Here is an 18846-nt window from a genome sequence, read left to right on the forward strand (position 1 = left end):
GATCAAGGGGGCAGGCAGATCATGGGCAGGACGTGGCTTTGCGGCGTGGCCGCAGCGGCAATGACGGTGGCGGCGGCAGGGGCAGCGCCGGTAGCGCTGGCCCGGGGCCAAGCCGGCGCCGTGCAGGCTGACCTGATCCTGCACAACGGCCATGTCCTGACGGTGGACAGGCGGTTTTCCGTGGCGTCGGCAGTGGCCGTCAAAGGCGATCGCATTGTCGCGGTGGGCGGGGAAGGGCTGTTGGCCCGCTATCGTGCCCGAAACGTGGTGGATCTGCGCGGGCGGACCCTGATGCCCGGTTTCATCGACACGCACCTGCATCCCGCCCCGATCAAGCCGAGCGACATTGCCGTGGCGTCGGCCACCAGCATGGCCGAGGTGCAGGCCATGCTGCGCGACAAGGCGCGCGCGCTGGGACCGGGCCAGTGGATCACCGGTTATGGCTGGCAGGAAGCCAACCTGGCGGAAAAGCGCAATATCACCCGCGCCGATCTCGATGCCGCGGCGCCCGACAATCCCGTGCTGCTGGTGCGGGCCGGGTCCCATTCGGCGGTGGCCAATTCGCTGGCGCTGAAACTGGCGGGCATCGATCGCAACACGCCCGATCCGGCCGGCGGCCTGATCGAACACGATGCGGGCGGCGAACCCAACGGGATCATCCGCGAAAGCTATGGCGCGGTGTTGCGCCTGATCCCGCAGCCCGGCTGGGACGTGATGAAGCCGGCGACGGTCACCTGGCTCAAATCGATCCTGGCGCTGGGCATCACCAGTTTCCACGATGCCAGCGGATCGATCGACGATGAACCCTATGGCGCGGGCGGGCCCAAGCCGGGCGAACAGGGGCTGGACCTGCTGGGCGCGGGCATGACGTTTCGCCGCGCGCGCGCCCTCTATGCGGAAATGGGCGAAAGCCTGCCCCGCGTGACCATGTACATCAGCTATCCCGGGGCAGAGCGGCTCAAGGCTTTTCCGCACCACACCGGCTATGGCGACAACCGCGTGCGGCTGGGCGCGATCGGTGAAAACGCGGTGGACGGCGGCTTTACCGGGCCGACCGCCTGGCTCCTGGCCGATTACAAGGGCCAGCCCGGCTTTCGCGGCAAGGGGCGGTTCACCGATGCGCAATTGCAGACGATGGTCGATACCGCCGCAAGGGCGGGCTGGCAGTTGGGGCTGCACTGCATCGGCGATGCGGCGATCGTCCAGACCGTGGCCGCCTATGACAAGGCGCTGGGCACGATCCCCGATCCCGCGCACAAGCCCGCCGATCGCCGCTGGTTCACCGACCATTTCACGATTCTGCCGCCAGTGGCGACGATGCAGACCATGGCGCGCGATCATGTGATGATCGCGCAGCAGCCCAATTTCCTCTACAACCTGGAAGACCGTTATACCCAGGTGCTCGACGATTGGCGGCTGGCCCACAACAATGCGATCGCCACGCCGGTGAAGAAGTTCGGGCTGTTCATGGCCTTTGGCAGCGACAACCTTCCGGTGGGGCCGCTGGTCGGCCTCTATGCGGCGATCACGCGCAAGGGGCCGAGCGGCGTGGTGCATGGCGCGGAAGAAGCGGTGTCGCGGGCCGAGGCGATCCGCATGTATACCGCCAACGGCGCCTGGCTTTCATGGGAAGAGAACCAGAAAGGCACGCTGGAACCGGGCAAGCTGGCCGACATGATCGTGCTGCCGTTCGATCCGCTGACGGTTGCGCCCGAAGCCCTGCTCAAAGGCAAGGTGGACATGACGTTCGTGGGCGGCAAGCTGGTCTATGACAGCCGAACCCGGGGGTAAACGCCCATGGGCAGCGCGGCCATGATGCCGCGCTGCCCAAGCGTGGGCCTGCCCGTCAATGCGCGGTGGCGGGATTGTAGCCGGGATAGAGCAGTTTGATATCCTGCGGGGCGTGGCACTGCTTGACCGCGGCGGTGGCGTGCCGCAGGCGCTCGGCGGTGAGCGAGGCATTGGCCAGGGCATGCTGGCGTTCGCGGGCCACCTCGTCGGGGGTGAACGGCCGGGTGCCGGCGGGCACGCTGTTGCCGCCCAGCACGAAGACCACATAGTTCATCAGGTCTGCCAGTTCGGCATTGTCGTGAATGCGGCTGTGCGCCACGTTGGGCAGGCGCAGCAGATAGGCGCGGCTTTCGGGCGTGCACATGAACCAGCCGACCCGGCCCATCAGTTCGGGCAATTGCGCGGGCACGGTGCTGCCGTTCACGCCATGGCAGCCGCCGCAATTCTCGATATAGTCCACGCGCGCCTGGTTGGGGTCTTCCATCACCTGCTGTGGCGGCGCGGGGGGCGTGGCATCGTGCGCCGCGGCAAGCCGCGTGACCAGGCCCGCCCCCAACATGGCCGTCGCCGCCATCAACGCAATCCGGGCAAAGCGCATGGTGCCAGCCTCAGGCCGCGCCGACCAGCACGGCGGTGGAGCAATGGTATTCCATGCTCTGCGTGCCAAAGCACCAGATGATGTCGTTGTTGAGCTGCGGCACATAGATCTGCGTTTCGCGGTCGGCATTGTCGCAATTGCACTTGTTGCAATAGGATTTGCCGCAGCAATCGCGATAGGCGATCAGGTAGGACTTGCCGTCTTCGGGATTGACGCAAGTGCCCACCCACGAAACCGGGGAGGGTTCCGCGCCGGGCGGGCAGGTGTGCACCCCGCCGCCGCAGCAGGTGCACAGTGCGCCGTCGATCGCGCAATAGCGCCAGTAATCGCACTTGGTGTTGTCGGTCACCTGCGCGCCGCGGGCAAAGCCGGTCTTGGCTTCGGGCCCGCGATCGGGCTTGGCCGGGGCGGCGTTGGCGCGGCTGACGGGCAGCACGGGAAACAGCGGCGCGGCCACCAGCGCAGTGCCCAGGCGAGCCAGGATGCCCCGGCGCGAGGTGCCACCGGCAAAGCGACGCAGGACCTTTTCGCCCAGGCTGTCAGCATCGAAATGGATCATGATCGTTGCCCCTCAAAAATCTTGGCGTCAGGGTTCAGGCGACAGCGCCGTGCATCCGCGCCACATAATCCTGCACCGAATGGACCCCCATCTCGTGGGCGATCACCAGGCTTTCGAGATGCTCGCGGCTGTTGACCAGCCCCTTGGACAGGACGACGCCCTTGTCGTCGAGCAACACGGCGAACGGCAGCTTGCCCACGGCAAAGGCCTGGCCCACTTCCGGCCCGTTGACGAAGGGATAGGCTTCCAGGCCATGGCGGGCGATCATCTCGCGCTGGGCGTCCACCGTGTCGTCGCCCACGAAAGTCAGCGCCACGCGCTCGTCACGGGCAAACGACTTGGCCATGGGGATCAGGTTCTTGCACAGCGGGCAAGAAGCCGAGACGAACATCAGCAGGCGCAGCGGCGTGCCATGTGCCGCGCCGCCCACCAGAACCGGCGCGCCATCCAGGTTGCGGCTTTCCACCGCCTGGCTGGCCGCACCCACCGCCGGGCCACCGGCCGTGGTCAGCGCGCCGGCCGGCGCCACGCGCATGTGCAGCACGCCCACCTGCCGGGCCAGCGCCAGCAGCGCCACCACCAACGCGGCGATGACTACCCAGGAAATCCCTTGCGCAACGATCAGAGCCGTCATCATCGAACGCTTACCTTTCGCGCGTTTGCCAGGGGCGAACCCGCCAGCGCCACGATCGCATTGAACAGTTGGAACAGAAGGAACAGCACCACGCCGCCGGCCAGGCCCAGTGGCCAGGTTCCGGCCGGCAAAGGCAGGCCCGCCAGCGCCGGCACGAGCAGCGCAGCCAGGGCCACGTTGCGCGCCACCAGCGGCCAGGCGAGCGGCTGGCGCAAGGCGGCATGCCCGCAGCCGCAATCGATATGCCCGCGCCCGCGCCGCAGGTTCACCGCCATGGCCCAGGCAAAGACCAGCAGCAGCGCCATGGCCAGGGCGGTGGCCGGCACCGACAGCAAGCCAGACACCAGCAGGCCGCCCAGCGCCAGTTCCACCACCGGCAGCACGGCGGCCAGCGGTGCGACCAGCCCCGCGGGCAGCAGGCGATAGTTGGCCAATACGCCGGGCAGCAAAGCCCTGTGGCGCAGCTTGCCCAGCCCAGCCGTCATGAACACCAGCCCCACGCCGACCGTGGCGATCTGGCCCACCAGGGCCACCGCGCCCGCAAGATTGGGGGCGGCGCTCGTGATCACTGCGATTGCGCCACCGTGATCACGCCGTTGCCGGCTTGATCGAGCTTCCACGCCTGCTTGCCGGTGGCAAGGTCATAGACGTAGACGGTCTCGTCCTCTCCGGCGAAGACCAAGTGCGGCGTGGCTTCCTGCGTCACGGCGATCATGCGCGGTTCACCCGGCACGGCCATGCGCTTGACCACCTTGCGGGTGGCAAGATCAAGCTGCCACACTTCGCTGGCGCCAGCCTTGTGCGACCAGAATTCGCCCATGTGCATCAGCACGTAGAGCTGCCCCGTGGGGACATGCAGGGCCATCTGCTGCACCCCGCCAGGATACCAGTTCACCAGGTTCGGCGCGGAGGAGCCGGCCGGCACGCCGGCTGCTTCCTGAAGCGAGAACGGCGCGGAAATCACCGGCTTGGCACCCAGCGTCGCGGTATAGATCTTGCCCGTGTAGCTGAGCATCACGATCTGGTTCTTGGTGCGATCGACCTGGAAATTGTCGAAGATCGGATCGTCGGTCGCGGAAAAGAACGGCTCGCTGCGGGTGATCGCACTTTTCGCCCCGGCAAGGCTGAGCGTGGCGAGCGAACCATCGGAGCACAGGGCGGAAATCCCCACGCCGGGTACGGAGACCAGGCTGGCACAGCCAGGCAGCTCTACCGACTTGACGAACTTGCGCGCCGCCAGGTCGACGACGTTGACCGACGATGCCGGGCTCATGTTGTAGACATAGCCAAACTTGCCGTCGGGGCTGACCACGAAATTGTTCAGGCGCCCGCCCACGAGCAGGCGGCCGGGGATGGGAATATCGGTCTGCAGCTTGAGATCGACGCTGTCGAACACCGAGACATAGTCCTGCCGCGTCCCGCGCGAGGCCTTGGTCCACAACGTCGACGACACGTAGTAGAACTTGCCCGCCGGATCGAGTGCCAGATCGGTCAGCTGCGGCGTTTCGACATGGCCGAGCAGCTTGCCGGTGGTGGTGTCGTAGATCGCCGAGGAATTCTCGGTGAAGCCGCGGTTGATGAAGAACCAGCTCGCCTTGGGCGGCGTCAATTGCGCCACGTCGGACTGTTCGGGCTCTACCGAGGCGACCGGGGCCGCCATGGCCGGCGCCATCGCGCCGCCGAGCGCCAAAGTCAGTGTTGCAGATGCGAAGAAACGCCCCTTGATGGCAGCAAACGTCATCGTGGCCGGCCCCCGTTTGAATGTGACAGCCCGTGGTGATCGCGGCATCGGTTTGGACGAGGCAGGATGGGGATTTTCCCCGAGTCCGGCATGCCCCCACCTGCCGTTGCGATCGCAAGTTTTGACGATTGTCCTATTTCAGTCAAGCGACATTCGCAGGCGCGGCAAAACTTTTTGCCTTATCTGGCATCACATGCTTGCGGCGGTGGGCACGGCAGGCCGGCAATGTCTTGCGGGGTGATGGTGCAGGCCAGATCGACCAGGGCCTTGCCGGCAATGGCGATGAATGCCGGCATCTGGGCCGCCCATGGCTTTTCAAAGCCCAGGAACGGTGTCGCCCCTTCCATCGAGGCGCTGATATAGAGCGCCACGGTCTGCGCTTCCTGCGGCGAGAGCGCGGGATTGAGTTCGCCGACATATTCGCAGATCACGCCATGGACGCGGGCGTAGAACTGGGCGACGCGCTCTGCCACCACGGCGTTCTGGTTGGCCATCGCCCACAATTCGGTGAACAGCCGGGTGGTGCGCTTGCCCGCAATGTCTTCAAGGCACAGTGCGATCACGCGGCGCAGGCGTTCGCGCGGGCTGAGGCCGGGCTGGCGCACTTCGCTTTCAAGCACTTTGTCATAGCTGTCGAGCATGTCGTCCAGCATGAGTTGCACCAGCATCTCCTTGCGCGGAAAGTGATAGCTGACGTTGCCCACTTTCATGCCGCATTCGGCGGCGATGCGGCGCACGGTGAAATGGGCGGCGCCATCCTCGATCAACACCTTGCGCGCGGCCTTGACGATGGCTTCGGCCGTGGCGGCGCCGCGGGCATAGCCGCCGGCGCGGGAAGAGAGAGACGCAGAGGCTGCTTCGGTCATCGCCACGACGCTATCACGGGGCGAACGGTCCGGCCAGTTGCCATCGTCACGTCATGAAACAACCCCCGCCGTGCCGGGGCACGACGGGGGCAGGGGAAACGCGCCGCAAGGACGCCGCGTCAATAGCGCACGGAGTATTTCAGGCCAAAATACTGTGGCTTGATCGGCATCGTGCGCGAGGAGCCGGAGCAATATTCGATGGCGCAGAAGGTATTCTTGGACAGCTGCCCGCGCCGGTCGAAGATGTTTTCGATGAAGGCCGTGAGCGTCCAGCTATCCTTGGACACGCCGGTGGAGAAATCGAAGCTGACGAAGCCTGGCGTGTTGCCGAGCAGCGCATTCTTGGTGGTATCGAGGTTGGACGTCGACATCGTCTGCGCGTGCATCGTGAACTGCGCGAAATCGTCGAGCGAGCCCCAATTGCCTTCATAGCGGGCCGAAAGCTGTCCCTTGAAGCGCGGCTGGCGTGGCAGGCGCGTGCCCTTGGCCGCGGCAATGGCATCGGGATTGCCCGAGCAATTGGTGAGCGGGGTGAGCGTAGCGGGATCAAGCACGCAGAAATCCTGCGTCAACTTGGCATCGTTGTACGCCCCCGAACCGCTCAGCGTGATGTTGCCCAGCTTGAGGTCGAAATCGGTTTCCACGCCGAGCACACGCGCCTTGCCGGCATTGACCGTGCCACCATTGCCGAAAAAGCCGAGCGGGATGACGGTGTACTGCACGCCCGTCCACTTTTCGTAATAGGCCGCCAGGTTCCAGCGCAGCATGTTGTTCCAGCTGGTCTTGAAGCCCACTTCGTAGTTGGTCAGGCGATCGGCCTTGTACGATCCCATCGCGGGCAGCGAATTGGTGCCGCCGGGACGGAAGCCGGTGGAATAGGTGGCGTAGACCATCTTGTCGGACGTGACCTGCCAGGTCACGCTCGCCTTGTGCGTCTCGCCATTTTCCTCGTAGGGCGCCTTGTTGTTGTTGACGCAGGTAAAGCGCTGGTCGGCCGGGAACGGCACGGTGCAGCCCAGTGCCAGCGCGGTGGAAGCCACGCCGCTGAAGCCGTAGACCGAATTCTTGGCCTTGAACAAGCGGATGCCGCCCGTCACCTTGACTTGCGAGGTGATCGGCACCGTGCCTTCGGCAAACACCGCATAGTCGCGGAATTTCTGGTCGAGATCGACGTTGTAGAACCCGTCGCGCTTGACGGCGGGATTCCATTCGCAGCCGTCGTCGCAAGAGGTGGCCAGGTCGATCTTGCTCAGGCCGGGGATCTGGTAGTCATCGTCCTGCGACTGCTTCTGGTATTGGAAGAACGCACCCACGGTCAGGTCGAAGCCCCAGGTCTTGGGCACCGAAAGCCGCACTTCCTGCGTCACCTTGGTCTGCTTGATGCGGCCGATGTAGGACTGGGTGGGGTTGATGAAGTTGCCGTTCTTGTCACGGAACTTGAGGTAGTTTTCATAACCCGGACCAAGCTGGTCGTAATGCACAGAGTAATAGGTGTAATCGCTGGTATTGTCGATCTTGCGCTTGAAATAGCCTGAAGAGGAAACCAGGTCGAAATCGCCGATCTTGCCCTGGATGGTCAGCGAGGCCTGAACCCAGCGATCGATGTTTTCGGTGGGGCTGTAGTCGTGGACTTGCAGATCGCCGACGCGGGGATCGTAGTTGAAATAGCCCTTGGCGTCGAGATACTGGTAGGTGACCGACGGATAGAGCTTCCAGTCGCCCGCCTCGATGGTGGCGTTGATGCGCCCGCCATAGCTGTCGACCGGGTTGTAATCCTTTTGCACCAGCGTGGCGTTGTCCACGGTGTAGGTGGTGTTGGGATCATCGTCGCCCAACTGGTAGGTATAAGTGCCGTGGGTGTTGTCGATGTAGCCACCTTCGTGGTCATAGAAGCCCATCATGCGCACGGCGACGTTTTCGTTCACCGGGATGTTGACGAACCCTTCGACCATGGCGCCGGGCTTGCCCTTGCCATAGGCATCGACCTGCACATCGTATCCGGCCTCGAACTTGCCGATCTTGGCCTTGTTGGTGATGATGCGCAGCGTGCCGGCCAGCGAGCCGGCGCCATAAAGCGTGCCTTGCGGGCCCGACAGCGCCTCGACCCGCTCGATATCGTAGATGTGCACTTCGGGCATGCGCGCCGGCGCCGAAATCGGCACGTCGTCAAGATAGGTGCCGCTGGTCGAGAGCGCGCCGCCGTCCACGGCAATGCCGCGGAAATAGACTTCGCTCTGCCCCGGCCCAAGCCCTGAGAAGCTGACCGAGGGCAGCATGCCGGCGTAATCGGCGAAAGTTGCCACCTGATGCTGTTCCAGCTTTTCCGCGCCCAGTGCCTGGATCGAGATCGGCACCTTCTGCACGCTTTCGGCCTTGCGCGTGGCGGTCACCACGATTTCACCCAGGCCACCGGTGCCGTTTTCGGCGGCGGCATCGGGGGCAGGCGCCGGGGCGGCCTGGGCCAGCACCGCAACCGGTACGGCCATGCTGGAAAGGACGGTCGAGGCTCCGAGAACCCTGAGCGCACGCCTCATTTGCGACCCCTGATTTGCGACGGTTGTTCAAACACCATTGTTCATGCCCCCTGATGGCCTGAAGTTCTTTGTCTTGCCGTTTTCCTGCGAACGGTGATCTGTGGTGCGATGTTGTATTTATGTCGCTCTATTGTGCAGTCGCCGCGCCGTCTTGCCCACTCGTGCGATCAATCTTTGCAGGGCGCGCCATTGCCCAGGCTCGCGTGCTGCGCGAATGGCAGCAGGCGTGCGCTTTTGCGGCGCACTGTATGCAAAGTATTGATTTAGCCCCATAGTACCGCGTTGCGGCGCATTTTGTACGACTGTCTGGAATTGGATAGTGCCACCAAATCCCAAGCTGTCAACAAAAATTCACGATCTGGCATCGCAGATTGCGGTGCCTGTGGCTGGTGTGCCATGGCGGCTTTCTTCGCAGTTGCGTAATCGTGCGGGCGTGGCATGCTTCATTGAGGGCAAACACGGATGGCAGGAACTGTGATGGCAAACGAAATGGCCGGGCAGCGCATGGCGACGACGGGGACGGCCAATGCAGCGACGGCCGACGCGGCCACGACCGGCACAGGTACGGGTTCGGTAGAGGCGGCGCTGGGCCACGCGGCACGGTTGATGGCGCGCCAGCCTGCCCTGGCGCTTGCCCAGGCGCGCGAAATCCTGCGCGCGGTGCCTGGCCATCCCCATGCCGTGCTGATCGAAGGCCAAGTCCTGCGCGTGCTGGGCCGGTTGGACGAGGCGCGCGCCGTGCTGTCTGCCCTGGCCGCCAGCCAGCCACGCGCGGCGGCCGCTGCGGCCGAACTGGGCCTGACGCTGGCTGCGCTCGACGAGCGGGCCGAGGCCGCCGCCCACTTGCGCCGGGCGGTGGCGCTCAAGCCGGAACTGGCCCATGCCTGGCAGGCGCTGGCCGGCCTGCTGCGCGCGAGTGGCGACGAGGCCGGCGCCGCCCAGGCCGAAATCGCTGGGATCGAGGCGGCATCCAAGGATCCCGTGCTGTTGCGCGCGGCGCTGGCGATGGGCGAGGGGCGGCTGGACGAGGCCGAGACGCACGTGCGCGCCCGTCTTGTCGCCTTGCCGGACGACCCTGCCGCGCTGCGCCTGCTGGGCGAAGTGCTATGGCGCCAGGGCGAGATCGACGCGGCCTTGCCGTTGCTGCGCGCGGCGGTGGCCCGTGCCCCGGCTTTCGTGGCTGCGCGCGAATTGCTGGTGCGGTTGCTGGCGACGGGCCCCGACGTTGCCGAAGCGCTCGACCATGCGACGCGGCTGGTGGCCGACGATCCCGAACACGGCGGCCACGCCATGCTCAAGGCCTCGCTGCTGGTACGTATCGGCGATCAGGAAGGCGCGCGCGACCTTTATCGCGCGATCCTGACACGCGATCCGGGCCGGCCGCGGGTGTGGCTCAACCTGGGTCACGTGGAAAAGACGATCGGCAACCAGGCGGCAGCGATCGACGCCTATCGCCGCGCCGCCGCGCTTGATCCCTCCACCGGGGAAGCATGGTGGAGCCTGGCCAATCTCAAGACCGTGCGGTTGGAGCGTCCCGATATTGCGGCGATGCGCGCCGCCCTGCCGCACGATGCCGTGGGCGGCGACCGGGCCGAAGACGTGGCGCAACTGCACTTTGCGCTCGGCAAGGCCTATGAAGACCTCAGCCGCGACGACCCCGCGGCGGCAGAAAGCGCGTTTGCCCATTATGCACGCGGCAACGCGCTGCGGCGCAGCGTGCTCGACTATGATCAGGCGCGCACCGACGCGGCGGTCAACCGGAACATCGCGCTGTTCGACAAGGCGTTTTTCGCAAGCCGCGAGGGTTGGGGGTGTCCCGCCGCCGATCCGATCTTCGTGGTGGGCCTGCCGCGCAGCGGATCGACGCTGGTGGAGCAGATCCTGGCCAGCCATTCGCAGATCGAGGGCACCATGGAACTGCCCGACATGATGCTGATTGCCGATCGCCTGCAATCGCGCGTGGACGCCAATGACGAGGACGGGGGCGAATTTGCCGACATGGCGGCGCTGCTATCCTCCCTGGGACCAGACGAATGCCGCCGCCTGGGCGAGGAATACCTGGAGCGCACGCGCATCCATCGCAAGACCGATCGGCCCCACTTTGTCGACAAGATGCCCAACAACTGGCAGCACGTGGGCCTGATCCGCATGATCCTGCCCAATGCGACGGTGATCGACGCGCGGCGTCATCCGCTGGGCTGCTGCTTTTCGGGGTGGAAGCAGTACTTCGCGCGGGGCCAGGTGTTCAGCTATGACCTGAGCGAGATCGGCCGCTATTACGCGGCCTATGTGCGGCAGATGGCCGCGTTCGACCGCGTGGTGCCGCAAGGCGTGCACCGCGTGATCTATGAAGACATGGTGGCCGATACGCCCGGCCAGGTGCGTGCCTTGCTGGCGGCGGTGGGCGTGCCGTTCGAGGACGGCTGCCTGGCGTTCTGGCAAAATCGCCGCGCGGTGCGCACGGCGAGCTCGGAGCAAGTGCGCCAGCCGATCTATACCGATGCGGTCGCGCACTGGAAGCGGTTCGAGCCCTGGCTCGATCCCTTGCGCGTGGCGCTGGGGCCGGTGCTGGACAGCTATCCAGGCGTGCCGGCGGGCTGGTAAGCCCGCCGGCTGCCGGGATCATCACGCGACGCTGATCGTCACGTCGATGTTGCCGCGCGTGGCGTGGCTGTAGGGGCAGATTTCATCGGCCTTGGCCACCAGCGCTTCGGCGGCGGCGCGATCCACGCCCGGCAGGTTCACGGTGAGCGTCACGGCCAGGCCAAAGCCACCGTCCGCACGCGCGCCGATGCCCACGGCCGAATCCACCACGATGTCGTTGGGCACGCGGGGCAGGGCCTTGTCCTGTGCGGCGGCAAACTTCATCGCGCCGATGAAGCACGCGGCATAACCGGCGGCAAAGAGCTGCTCGGGATTGTTGCCCGCGCCGTTGCCACCCAGTTCCTTGGGCGTGGCCAGCGTCACTTCCAGGCCATTGTTGACGCCATCTTCGGCAATCGTGGCGCGGCCATCGCGGCCACCGGTGGCCTTGGCATGGGCGGTGTAGAGCGGCTTGATCGACATGAGGGATGTCCTTTTCTGTGTTTAAGTCGAAAGCGATTAGATCGTGTGCGATCTAATTAGGCGAGTCGGCCTCAAAGGTCAAGACCTTGCGATTGGATCGTGTGCGATTTATCTTGGCGCCATGGAAAACCAGACGCCCGATCCGATCGAGCCCACGCTCTCTGGCCCGCAAGCCGCCGCGCTGCTTGCTGCGCGCGGGCAAGCCGTGGCACCGGGCGTGCCGGGCCAGCCCTTTGCCAACATGCTGTGCTTTTCGGTCTATGCCGCGCAACTGGCGTTCAACCGGCTCTACAAGCAATTGCTGGCGCCGCACGGGCTGACTTATCTGCAATACCTGGTGCTGGTGGCGCTGGCCCAGGCGCAAGACCGCACGGTGGGCGAACTGGGCGAGGTCCTGTTCCTCGAATCCAACACGCTGACCCCCTTGCTCAAGCGGATGGAAGCCGCCGGCCTCGTCGTGCGCCGGCGCGACACCCAGGACGAGCGCGTGGTGCGCGTGGCCCTGGCACCGGCCGGGGCCAAAGTGGTGGGGGAAGTGGAATGCGTACCGCTCGACGTGCTCTCCGCGCTCGACATGCCGATGGGCGATTTGCAGCAGATGAAGGTCGCGATGGATCGCCTGGGTGCGGAATTGCGGAAGACTGGGGGCTGAGCCCGAAGGGTTTGGGGATGTTGGCTTGCGCCCAATTTTCGACATAATTAGCAATGATGCTATGTTCGGGCGTTGCTTTTACCCTGAGGTGGTAAATTAGATGCAAGCGGTTAAGATTAGGGTGACTGACAAACGCAACGAGGTCGAGAGTCTTGTTGAGATCCGTTTCGTAGAAGTTGAGACTGGGCGGCGGCTAACCGCAGCGATTGCTCGACGCGTTTTAAAGCGTGAATTTCCAGAGCTACGTTCGATGACCTTCGTTCAGCCTTTCGAAGATGGCTGGACAGCTCAACGCGCCATCAGGCCAACCGAAAATTGTGAATACCACTTTGTCTGGCGAAATTACTGCCTCTTGCCAGCTTGACGCAATTCAGGCGGCCATCAACCGGCAGCCAACCATCACTTTCAGCCGTTTCCCTCGCCATTCCCGCCTGCGCGGGAATGGCGAGGTTGGAGGCGACAAAGGCAGATTCTCACCAAAACTCGGACATTTCAGCTAACTTCGTGATGCGTTACGCTGTTTGAACTTGATGCGCTTCATCGCCGGGGCCGCTCTTTTCCCAAAATCCCACACGAAGCCACGAAGACACGAAGAGAAGCGCCTTCTTCGTGTCTTCGTGTGAAATCTGTTGGCACGCTGAGGTGCAGAGGCGCGGAAGTGCAGATAAAAAGCTGAATCTCTGCGTCTCCGCGCCTCTGCGCGAATCAAAATTCCGTTGCGCTTTCCAGATTGTGCAAAGTGACCAGAGCATATTGTGCGCAAGCGCCCAGTTGCTGAGATTATCGCAGCGGAGCATAATATCTTAAGGTGTGAATGCGGCGATAGTTTTTCGGAGATTGGGGAAGGCGATTATGCGGAGGGGCGTTTATATCGTTGCCAGTTTTCTCGCGCTGGTGCTGGGAAGTTGCGACAGCAAGCATGCATCGCCACTGGCGCCGCAGGAAAAAACCACTCGAAATTCACCAGAGCCTGATTACCAGATTGCGAATATATTCCCCGATGCAAACGAGGTTCGTTTATTTGTGGAAGCGGAAAATAGTGGCGTAAATGGTGTTCAGAAATTTCGAAATCCGCGTGGAAGAATTCTTGACTTCAGGCAGCGCGCCGATTTCGAAAAGGCATTGTATTTGACCGATCCACCGGATCAGGTGGCGGCTTGTTTTGACCCGCACCATTTCTTTCGATATTACAATCACGGCCATCAGATTGGCGTGGTAGCGGTCTGTTTTTGCTGTGGTGGCGTTGAGGTAACGGGGGATGCACACCTCCCGTCCTCGAACCAGATCGTTGCCGCGAAATACGACCAGATAAAGAAAGTTGTGGTGGCTCTCGGGGAGCCGACAAACGTTATCTGCGGTAATTAGGGAAAGACCGTTTGCCACCACGATCCACCATGGCCATTGCCCCAAGCCCCCACCCGCTGTGCTTAAAACACGAAGGCCGCCCTCGAGCGGAGAGCGGCCTTGCAGTGCGCATGCTGGCGACAAATCAGGCCGGCAACCCGCTGATCGCTTTCATTTCCATGAAGTCCTTCAGGCCATAGAGACCGCCTTCGCGGCCATTGCCCGATTGCTTGTAGCCGCCGAACGGGGCGCCGGGGGTGGGGCCCCAGTTGTTGATGGCCACCATGCCGGCGCGCAGGGCGGGGACCACTTCGGCGGCCTTGGCCGGATCGCCGGTGATGCAGGCGGACAGGCCATAGCTGGTGTCGTTGGCGATCTCGATCGCCTCATCCAGGCTGTCATAGGGAATGATCGTGGCCACCGGGCCAAAGATTTCTTCCTGGGCAATGCGCATCTGGGGCGAGACGTTGGAAAACAGCGTCGGCGCAATGTAATAGCCACGGTTAACTTCGGCCGGCAGGTCGGGCCCGCCGCATTCCAGCGTGGCGCCTTCGTCGATCGCGGACTGGATCAACCCGCGAATCTTCTCGTGCTGCGCCTTGTTGACCACCGGGCCCAGGTGCCCGCCTTCTTCCAGCGGATTGCCCACTTTGGCGGCGGTGTACATCGCCTTGACGAAGGCCGCGGCTTCGGCCTGGCGCTCGCGCGGCACGAGGATGCGCGTGGGAGAGATGCAGCTTTGCCCCGAATTGACCAGCGGGCCCGAAGCCGTGGCGGGCAGTTGCGTGGAAAAATCGGCATCGGGCAGGACGAGGTTGGGCGATTTGCCGCCCAGTTCCTGGTGCACGCGCTTCACCGTGTCGGCAGCGGCCTTGGCCACCATGATGCCGGCGCGGGTGGAGCCTGTGAAGCTGACCATGTCGATATCGGGGTGGCTGCTGATTGCCGTGCCAACGCCCGGGCCATCGCCCTGGACCAAGTTGAACACACCGGCCGGAACGCCGGCGGCGTCCATCACTTCGGCCAGGATCGCGGCACAGGTGGGGCATTCTTCCGAAGGTTTGAGCACCATGGTGTTGCCTGCCGCCAGCGCCGGCGCCACCTTGAGCGCGATCTGGTTGAGCGGCCAGTTCCACGGCGTGATCAGCCCGACCACGCCAATCGGCTCATAAGCCACCTGGAACGCGCCATTGTCTTCGACAAACTGGAAGTTCTTGAGCGCGGCGATCGTGCCCATGAAGCCGCCGATCCCGGCGCCCACCTGGGCCGTGCCGGCAAAGCTGACGGGCGCCCCCATTTCTTCGGCCATGGCGCGGGCCAGATCGGGAATACGCTTCTTGTATTCCTCAACGATGCGGGTCAGCAGCGCGAGGCGTTCGTCGCGCGTGGTGCGGCTGAAAGTCTTGAACGCCCGGCGAGCGGCTTGCACGGCGGCGTCCACGTCTGCGGCGGTGCCCAGAGTGATCGCGGCGCATGGCTCTTCCGTGGCGGGGTTTGTCACCTCGTGGCGGCGGCCGCCCTGGCTATTGACCCACTGGCCATCGATATAATGCTGAAGGCGTTCGCGCATCGCGCTTCTCCGATCAAAAGTTAGTTTGGCTAACTTTTAGGGACGCGCTTGGCGGATGGCAAGGCCGGTTGCCATATGCAACCTGCCCAAGGTTTCACGCCGTGCACCATCGGTTCGAAAGTGCACGGCGCGCTTGATCAGACGGTTCGGCGGCCGGTGAACAGCTGCACCAGGCCCACGATGATCGCCAGGACCAGCAGGATGTGGATGACGCCGGCGGTCACCTTGAAGGCGAAAACACCCAGCGCCCAAAGCACGAGCAGAACAAGGGCAATGGTCAACAGCATGGCAGGCTCCTGGAACGGGGGCGCCCCGCTTTTTTTGGGAGCAGTGGCGCGGATTGGCATCCTTATGACGATGGAAACTGCGCAGGATGGCCATGGTTCCCGAAGCCTCGCCAGCGGCTTAACCGCAGATTTTGGGCGGTTAACGGTTATCCGCTAACCATTTATTGGGAATATTCCTCCACATTTTTCGAAGAGTTTGGCGCGCGCCGCGCCGATCCCAGGGCCGGGGGAAGCGAAGGGTGAGCGAGGAACAGCGCACGGGCTGGATTGTCGGTGCCACCTTCGCGGCACTATTGGCGCTGTCCGCCGCACTGATGGCCGCGTTCAACCACTCGGTTCATGTGGCCGATGCCTTTACCCGCAAGGACGAGCGCGAGATGGTCGATCGCTATCTCGAAGGGCGCGTGCGCACGGTGATCATCGGGCAGACCGGTCAACTGGTGTGGGATGAAACCATGCGCCACGCGGTGGCCCGGACCGATACCAACTGGATGGATCGCGAACTCGGCATGTTCCCCTGGACCAACCAGGGCGCGCAGGAAACCATGCTGGTGGAGCCTGATGGCACGCTGGTGCGCGGCTGGCGGCAGGGCCATTATGACCCGGCCTATCCATATGGCCCACTGCGCTGGCAGGTGGAGGCCGCGCTCGACCTGGCGCGCAGCAACCGCCGGATTTCGGGCACCATGGCGCGGTTCGAACGGCGGGGCGGTACACTGTGGCCGGTGGACCGGCGCGGAGCGCCGCTCACGCGCTGGGCGTCTTCGCTGATCTGGCGGGGCGGCCGGCCCATGCTGCTGACGGTGGCGGCAATCGTGCCCGACCGTGATTATGCCCTGCTCAAGGCCGAGCCGCGCTATCTGGTATCGCTGCGGGTGATGGATTCGCAGGTGCTGCGGGCGCTGGGCGCGGATCTGCTGCTGCCCGACTTCCGCTTCGTCAGCCGCGCGCCGCGCGATCCGGCGCTCAACATCCTGGCACGCAAAAGCGCCGATGGCAGGCCGGTGGGCTATTTCGTGTGGACGGCGCAATTGCCCGGCCCGGCGATCTGGCAGGCCGCGGCGCCCTTGCTGGCCACCTGGATCTTCCTGTTCCTGGCCGTGCTGGCGGGCGGCGTCATGATCGTGCGCCGCATGCGCGATACCACCCGCCATCTCCAGGCGAGCGAGGCCCAAGCGCAATACAACGCGCTGCACGATCCGATGTCGGGCCTGGCCAATCGCCTGTACTTTGCCGAACGCCTGCGCGGGGAATTGGACATCGTCATCGCCCAGCGCGCGCAGGGCGGCCAGGGTGACGTGTTCGTCGCCTATATCGATCTCGACGCGTTCAAGACGGTGAACGACACGATGGGCCACCACGTGGGGGACGAACTGGTGACCCAGGTGGCGCAGCGCCTGCGCGACGGGTTGTTGCGGACCGACCTGATCGCGCGCTTTGGCGGCGACGAATTCGTGGTCATGCGCCGCACCACAGGCGGGCTGGGCGCGGCGAACGCCCTGGGGCGGCAAGTGGTGGGACTGATGGCCGAGCCGTTCATCATTTCGGGCCATAGCCTGGGCGTCACGTGCTCGTGCGGGATCAGCTGGGGACCGGGGCAGACCGAAGACGCCGACGAACTGCTGCGCCGCGCCGACATTGCCCTCTACCGCGCCAAGCAGGGCGGCCGGGCGCGCTATCGCTGCTACACCAACGGCATGGAAGCGACGGAGCGCCTGGCGCGCGAGCTGGAGCTGGAGCTGCGCCGCGCCATTGCCGCCGACGAACTGGAAGCCCACTTCCAGCCGATCGTGGACCTTTCGACCTGGCAGATCGAGGGGTTCGAAGCCTTGCTGCGCTGGCCGCACCCGCAGCGTGGCGATATCGGCCCGGGCGTGTTCGTGCCGATTGCCGAGCAATGCGGGCTGATGGTGCCGCTGGGCACATGGATGTTGCGCCGCGTGTTCACCCAGTGCCGCAACTGGCCGGCGTGCGACCTGTCGATCAACCTTTCGCCGATCCAGATCATGGCCCACGGCTTTGTCGAGACGATCCAGTCGCTGGTGGAGGAAACCGGCATTTCGCCGCGCCGGGTCATCCTGGAAGTGACCGAAGGCGTGATGCTCGATCGCAGCGACAACGTGGCGCAATCGCTGCGCACGCTGCAGGGCATGGGCTTCCGCATCGCGCTCGACGATTTCGGGATCGGCTATTCCTCGCTCAGCTACCTCCGCTCGTTCCAGTTCGACCGCATCAAGATCGACCGCTCGTTCGTGCAGAACATCGAGGCGGACCATGACGCCCAATCGATCCTGGGCGCGATCGTGGCGCTGGGGCAGACGCTGCGCATGAAAGTGGTGGCCGAAGGCGTGGAAACCGAACTCCAGCGCCGCCTGGTCCACGCGGCCGGGTGCGAGCTTGTCCAAGGGCACTTGTTCTGGCCGGCATTGCCTGCAGACCAGGCCTGCGCCCTGCTGACCCGCAATGCGGCCGATCGCATGCGGCAGGTGATCTGAGGCTGGGCGCAAGGGCGGGCGCCAGGCCTCAGGCTCGACCCGCAGACAAGGCCGAAGCGCGGACCATGGCCGGGAAAAGCATGTTGAGTTCGTGAAAGACCAGAACTAGCATTTTGCGGGACGTATTTGCGGGGACGCCATGCAGCCTGGTCCAAAAGTATGTCTTGCGGCACTTTGCCTCTTTGCTGGTGGGGCGTCTCATGCCGAGCCGGCGTTGCCCCGTCAGGCATGGTTCTACTCAACCAAAACCCTCGAAGATGAAGGCGGGACGCCCGAGCGTTGGTGCTCGTTCGTGACAAAGCGCACCGCAGAGACTGCTGCCAACAGCGAACGCTTTGGGGCGGTCGAGTCAGGGTGGTTGCAGTATCGTGAGAATGCCGTCGCCAGACTTGTGATAACCTCGCAAAGCGAAGACGCCTATGTTGAAGACGATTACAAGTTCGGACCTGGCCTTCGTTTGCAAGAGGTCACCAGGACGGGGCACTATTATAAGGAACCGCTAATGGCGGTAACCTTCAGGCCGAACTCCCAAGACCTTTTAACGATGACGGCCGCATCGCGGTTAAAAGTAAAGGCTTCGAAATTTGAAACTTATTTTTTTGATTGGCCAATCTATCAACGATTTTCGGCCATTCCTTTTGCAAGCCTGATTGCCATGAAGCCACGCGTCAGCGTGGTGGAAACCTGCAAAGCAGTGCGCCGCTGACTC

General features: G+C 64.0%; 16 protein-coding genes. 6 read left to right on the forward strand and 10 right to left on the reverse strand.

Annotated elements, in window-relative coordinates; translation table 11 throughout:
- The first annotated feature begins 21 nt into the window (after window positions 1-21).
- Window positions 22-1791 carry an amidohydrolase gene (locus FHT19_RS16945; RefSeq protein ID WP_248290518.1) on the forward strand — a complete coding sequence of 590 codons (1770 nt, stop codon included), beginning with the start codon at window positions 22-24 and terminating at the stop codon, window positions 1789-1791.
- 55 nt (window positions 1792-1846) lie between these two features.
- Here the strand turns inward: FHT19_RS16945 and FHT19_RS16950 are convergent, their stop codons facing one another.
- The 7 genes from FHT19_RS16950 to FHT19_RS16980 form a co-directional block, all read right to left on the reverse strand.
- Window positions 1847-2389 carry a cytochrome C gene (locus FHT19_RS16950; RefSeq protein WP_169476018.1) on the reverse strand — a complete coding sequence of 181 codons (543 nt, stop codon included), beginning with the start codon at window positions 2387-2389 and terminating at the stop codon, window positions 1847-1849.
- 10 nt (window positions 2390-2399) lie between these two features.
- Complete coding sequence (locus FHT19_RS16955; protein ID WP_168556827.1) at window positions 2400-2948, reverse strand: methylamine dehydrogenase light chain; 549 nt, start codon at window positions 2946-2948, stop codon at window positions 2400-2402.
- 34 nt (window positions 2949-2982) lie between these two features.
- A complete protein-coding gene (locus FHT19_RS16960) occupies window positions 2983-3585 on the reverse strand; it encodes a methylamine utilization protein MauD (RefSeq protein ID WP_169476019.1) in 603 nt (200 codons plus the stop codon).
- Complete coding sequence (locus FHT19_RS16965; protein WP_248290519.1) at window positions 3582-4151, reverse strand: MauE/DoxX family redox-associated membrane protein; 570 nt, start codon at window positions 4149-4151, stop codon at window positions 3582-3584. Before FHT19_RS16965 ends, FHT19_RS16960 begins: the two co-directional genes overlap by 4 nt.
- A complete protein-coding gene (locus FHT19_RS16970) occupies window positions 4148-5323 on the reverse strand; it encodes an amine dehydrogenase large subunit (RefSeq protein ID WP_169476020.1) in 1176 nt (391 codons plus the stop codon). The genes FHT19_RS16965 and FHT19_RS16970 overlap by 4 nt, the downstream gene beginning before the upstream one ends.
- A 179-nt stretch (window positions 5324-5502) precedes the next feature.
- Window positions 5503-6189 (reverse strand): TetR family transcriptional regulator C-terminal domain-containing protein, encoded by a 687-nt coding sequence (locus FHT19_RS16975; protein WP_169476021.1) that lies wholly within the window; start codon window positions 6187-6189, stop codon window positions 5503-5505.
- 119 nt (window positions 6190-6308) lie between these two features.
- Complete coding sequence (locus tag FHT19_RS16980; RefSeq protein ID WP_248290520.1) at window positions 6309-8675, reverse strand: TonB-dependent receptor; 2367 nt, start codon at window positions 8673-8675, stop codon at window positions 6309-6311.
- 525 nt (window positions 8676-9200) lie between these two features.
- Between FHT19_RS16980 and FHT19_RS16985 the strand changes: the two genes are divergently transcribed.
- A complete protein-coding gene (locus FHT19_RS16985; protein WP_248290521.1) occupies window positions 9201-11327 on the forward strand; it encodes a tetratricopeptide repeat-containing sulfotransferase family protein in 2127 nt (708 codons plus the stop codon).
- 21 nt (window positions 11328-11348) lie between these two features.
- Here FHT19_RS16985 and FHT19_RS16990 read toward each other — a convergent pair whose 3' ends face one another.
- Window positions 11349-11789, reverse strand: coding sequence for an organic hydroperoxide resistance protein (locus FHT19_RS16990; protein WP_168556832.1), 441 nt, complete (start codon window positions 11787-11789; stop codon window positions 11349-11351).
- Window positions 11790-12030: 241 nt separating this feature from the next.
- Between FHT19_RS16990 and FHT19_RS16995 the strand changes: the two genes are divergently transcribed.
- Both FHT19_RS16995 and FHT19_RS17000 read left to right on the forward strand, forming a co-directional pair.
- On the forward strand, window positions 12031-12441 hold the full coding sequence (locus tag FHT19_RS16995) for a MarR family transcriptional regulator (RefSeq protein WP_248290542.1): 411 nt from the start codon (window positions 12031-12033) through the stop codon (window positions 12439-12441).
- Between the two features lie 852 nt (window positions 12442-13293).
- Window positions 13294-13806: a hypothetical protein gene (locus FHT19_RS17000; protein WP_169476023.1), complete on the forward strand. Its 513-nt coding sequence runs from the start codon at window positions 13294-13296 to the stop codon at window positions 13804-13806.
- A gap of 124 nt (window positions 13807-13930) precedes the next feature.
- Here the strand turns inward: FHT19_RS17000 and FHT19_RS17005 are convergent, their stop codons facing one another.
- Complete coding sequence (locus tag FHT19_RS17005; RefSeq protein WP_169476024.1) at window positions 13931-15355, reverse strand: aldehyde dehydrogenase family protein; 1425 nt, start codon at window positions 15353-15355, stop codon at window positions 13931-13933.
- 137 nt (window positions 15356-15492) lie between these two features.
- Window positions 15493-15642 carry a lmo0937 family membrane protein gene (locus FHT19_RS17010; protein WP_168556836.1) on the reverse strand — a complete coding sequence of 50 codons (150 nt, stop codon included), beginning with the start codon at window positions 15640-15642 and terminating at the stop codon, window positions 15493-15495.
- A 239-nt stretch (window positions 15643-15881) separates the two neighbouring features.
- On the opposite strand from FHT19_RS17010, the gene FHT19_RS17015 reads away from it, so the two are divergent.
- On the forward strand, window positions 15882-18137 hold the full coding sequence (locus tag FHT19_RS17015) for a bifunctional diguanylate cyclase/phosphodiesterase (protein ID WP_248290522.1): 2256 nt from the start codon (window positions 15882-15884) through the stop codon (window positions 18135-18137).
- A gap of 139 nt (window positions 18138-18276) precedes the next feature.
- Window positions 18277-18843 (forward strand): hypothetical protein, encoded by a 567-nt coding sequence (locus tag FHT19_RS17020; protein ID WP_169476025.1) that lies wholly within the window; start codon window positions 18277-18279, stop codon window positions 18841-18843.
- Window positions 18844-18846 lie beyond the last annotated feature (3 nt).

Origin of the sequence: Novosphingobium sp. SG919 (genome assembly GCF_012932495.1) — a bacterium.
In the GTDB taxonomy this organism is placed as follows: domain Bacteria; phylum Pseudomonadota; class Alphaproteobacteria; order Sphingomonadales; family Sphingomonadaceae; genus Novosphingobium; species Novosphingobium rhizosphaerae.

Excerpts from the sequence above, each read along its gene's own strand:
- FHT19_RS16975 (WP_169476021.1), bottom strand. The coding sequence starts at position 6,189 with ATGACCGAAGCAGCCTCTGCGTCTCTCTCTTCCCGCGCCGGCGGCTAT.
- FHT19_RS16970 (WP_169476020.1), bottom strand. The coding sequence starts at position 5,323 with ATGACGTTTGCTGCCATCAAGGGGCGTTTCTTCGCATCTGCAACACTG.
- FHT19_RS17020 (WP_169476025.1), top strand. The coding sequence starts at position 18,277 with ATGCAGCCTGGTCCAAAAGTATGTCTTGCGGCACTTTGCCTCTTTGCT.
- FHT19_RS16990 (WP_168556832.1), bottom strand. The coding sequence starts at position 11,789 with ATGTCGATCAAGCCGCTCTACACCGCCCATGCCAAGGCCACCGGTGGC.
- FHT19_RS16945 (WP_248290518.1), top strand. The coding sequence starts at position 22 with ATGGGCAGGACGTGGCTTTGCGGCGTGGCCGCAGCGGCAATGACGGTG.
- FHT19_RS16985 (WP_248290521.1), top strand. The coding sequence starts at position 9,201 with ATGGCAAACGAAATGGCCGGGCAGCGCATGGCGACGACGGGGACGGCC.
- FHT19_RS17010 (WP_168556836.1), bottom strand. The coding sequence starts at position 15,642 with ATGCTGTTGACCATTGCCCTTGTTCTGCTCGTGCTTTGGGCGCTGGGT.
- FHT19_RS17005 (WP_169476024.1), bottom strand. The coding sequence starts at position 15,355 with ATGCGCGAACGCCTTCAGCATTATATCGATGGCCAGTGGGTCAATAGC.
- FHT19_RS16980 (WP_248290520.1), bottom strand. The coding sequence starts at position 8,675 with ATGGCCGTACCGGTTGCGGTGCTGGCCCAGGCCGCCCCGGCGCCTGCC.
- FHT19_RS16950 (WP_169476018.1), bottom strand. The coding sequence starts at position 2,389 with ATGCGCTTTGCCCGGATTGCGTTGATGGCGGCGACGGCCATGTTGGGG.
- FHT19_RS16955 (WP_168556827.1), bottom strand. The coding sequence starts at position 2,948 with ATGATCCATTTCGATGCTGACAGCCTGGGCGAAAAGGTCCTGCGTCGC.
- FHT19_RS17000 (WP_169476023.1), top strand. The coding sequence starts at position 13,294 with ATGCGGAGGGGCGTTTATATCGTTGCCAGTTTTCTCGCGCTGGTGCTG.
- FHT19_RS16995 (WP_248290542.1), top strand. The coding sequence starts at position 12,031 with ATGCTGTGCTTTTCGGTCTATGCCGCGCAACTGGCGTTCAACCGGCTC.
- FHT19_RS16960 (WP_169476019.1), bottom strand. The coding sequence starts at position 3,585 with ATGATGACGGCTCTGATCGTTGCGCAAGGGATTTCCTGGGTAGTCATC.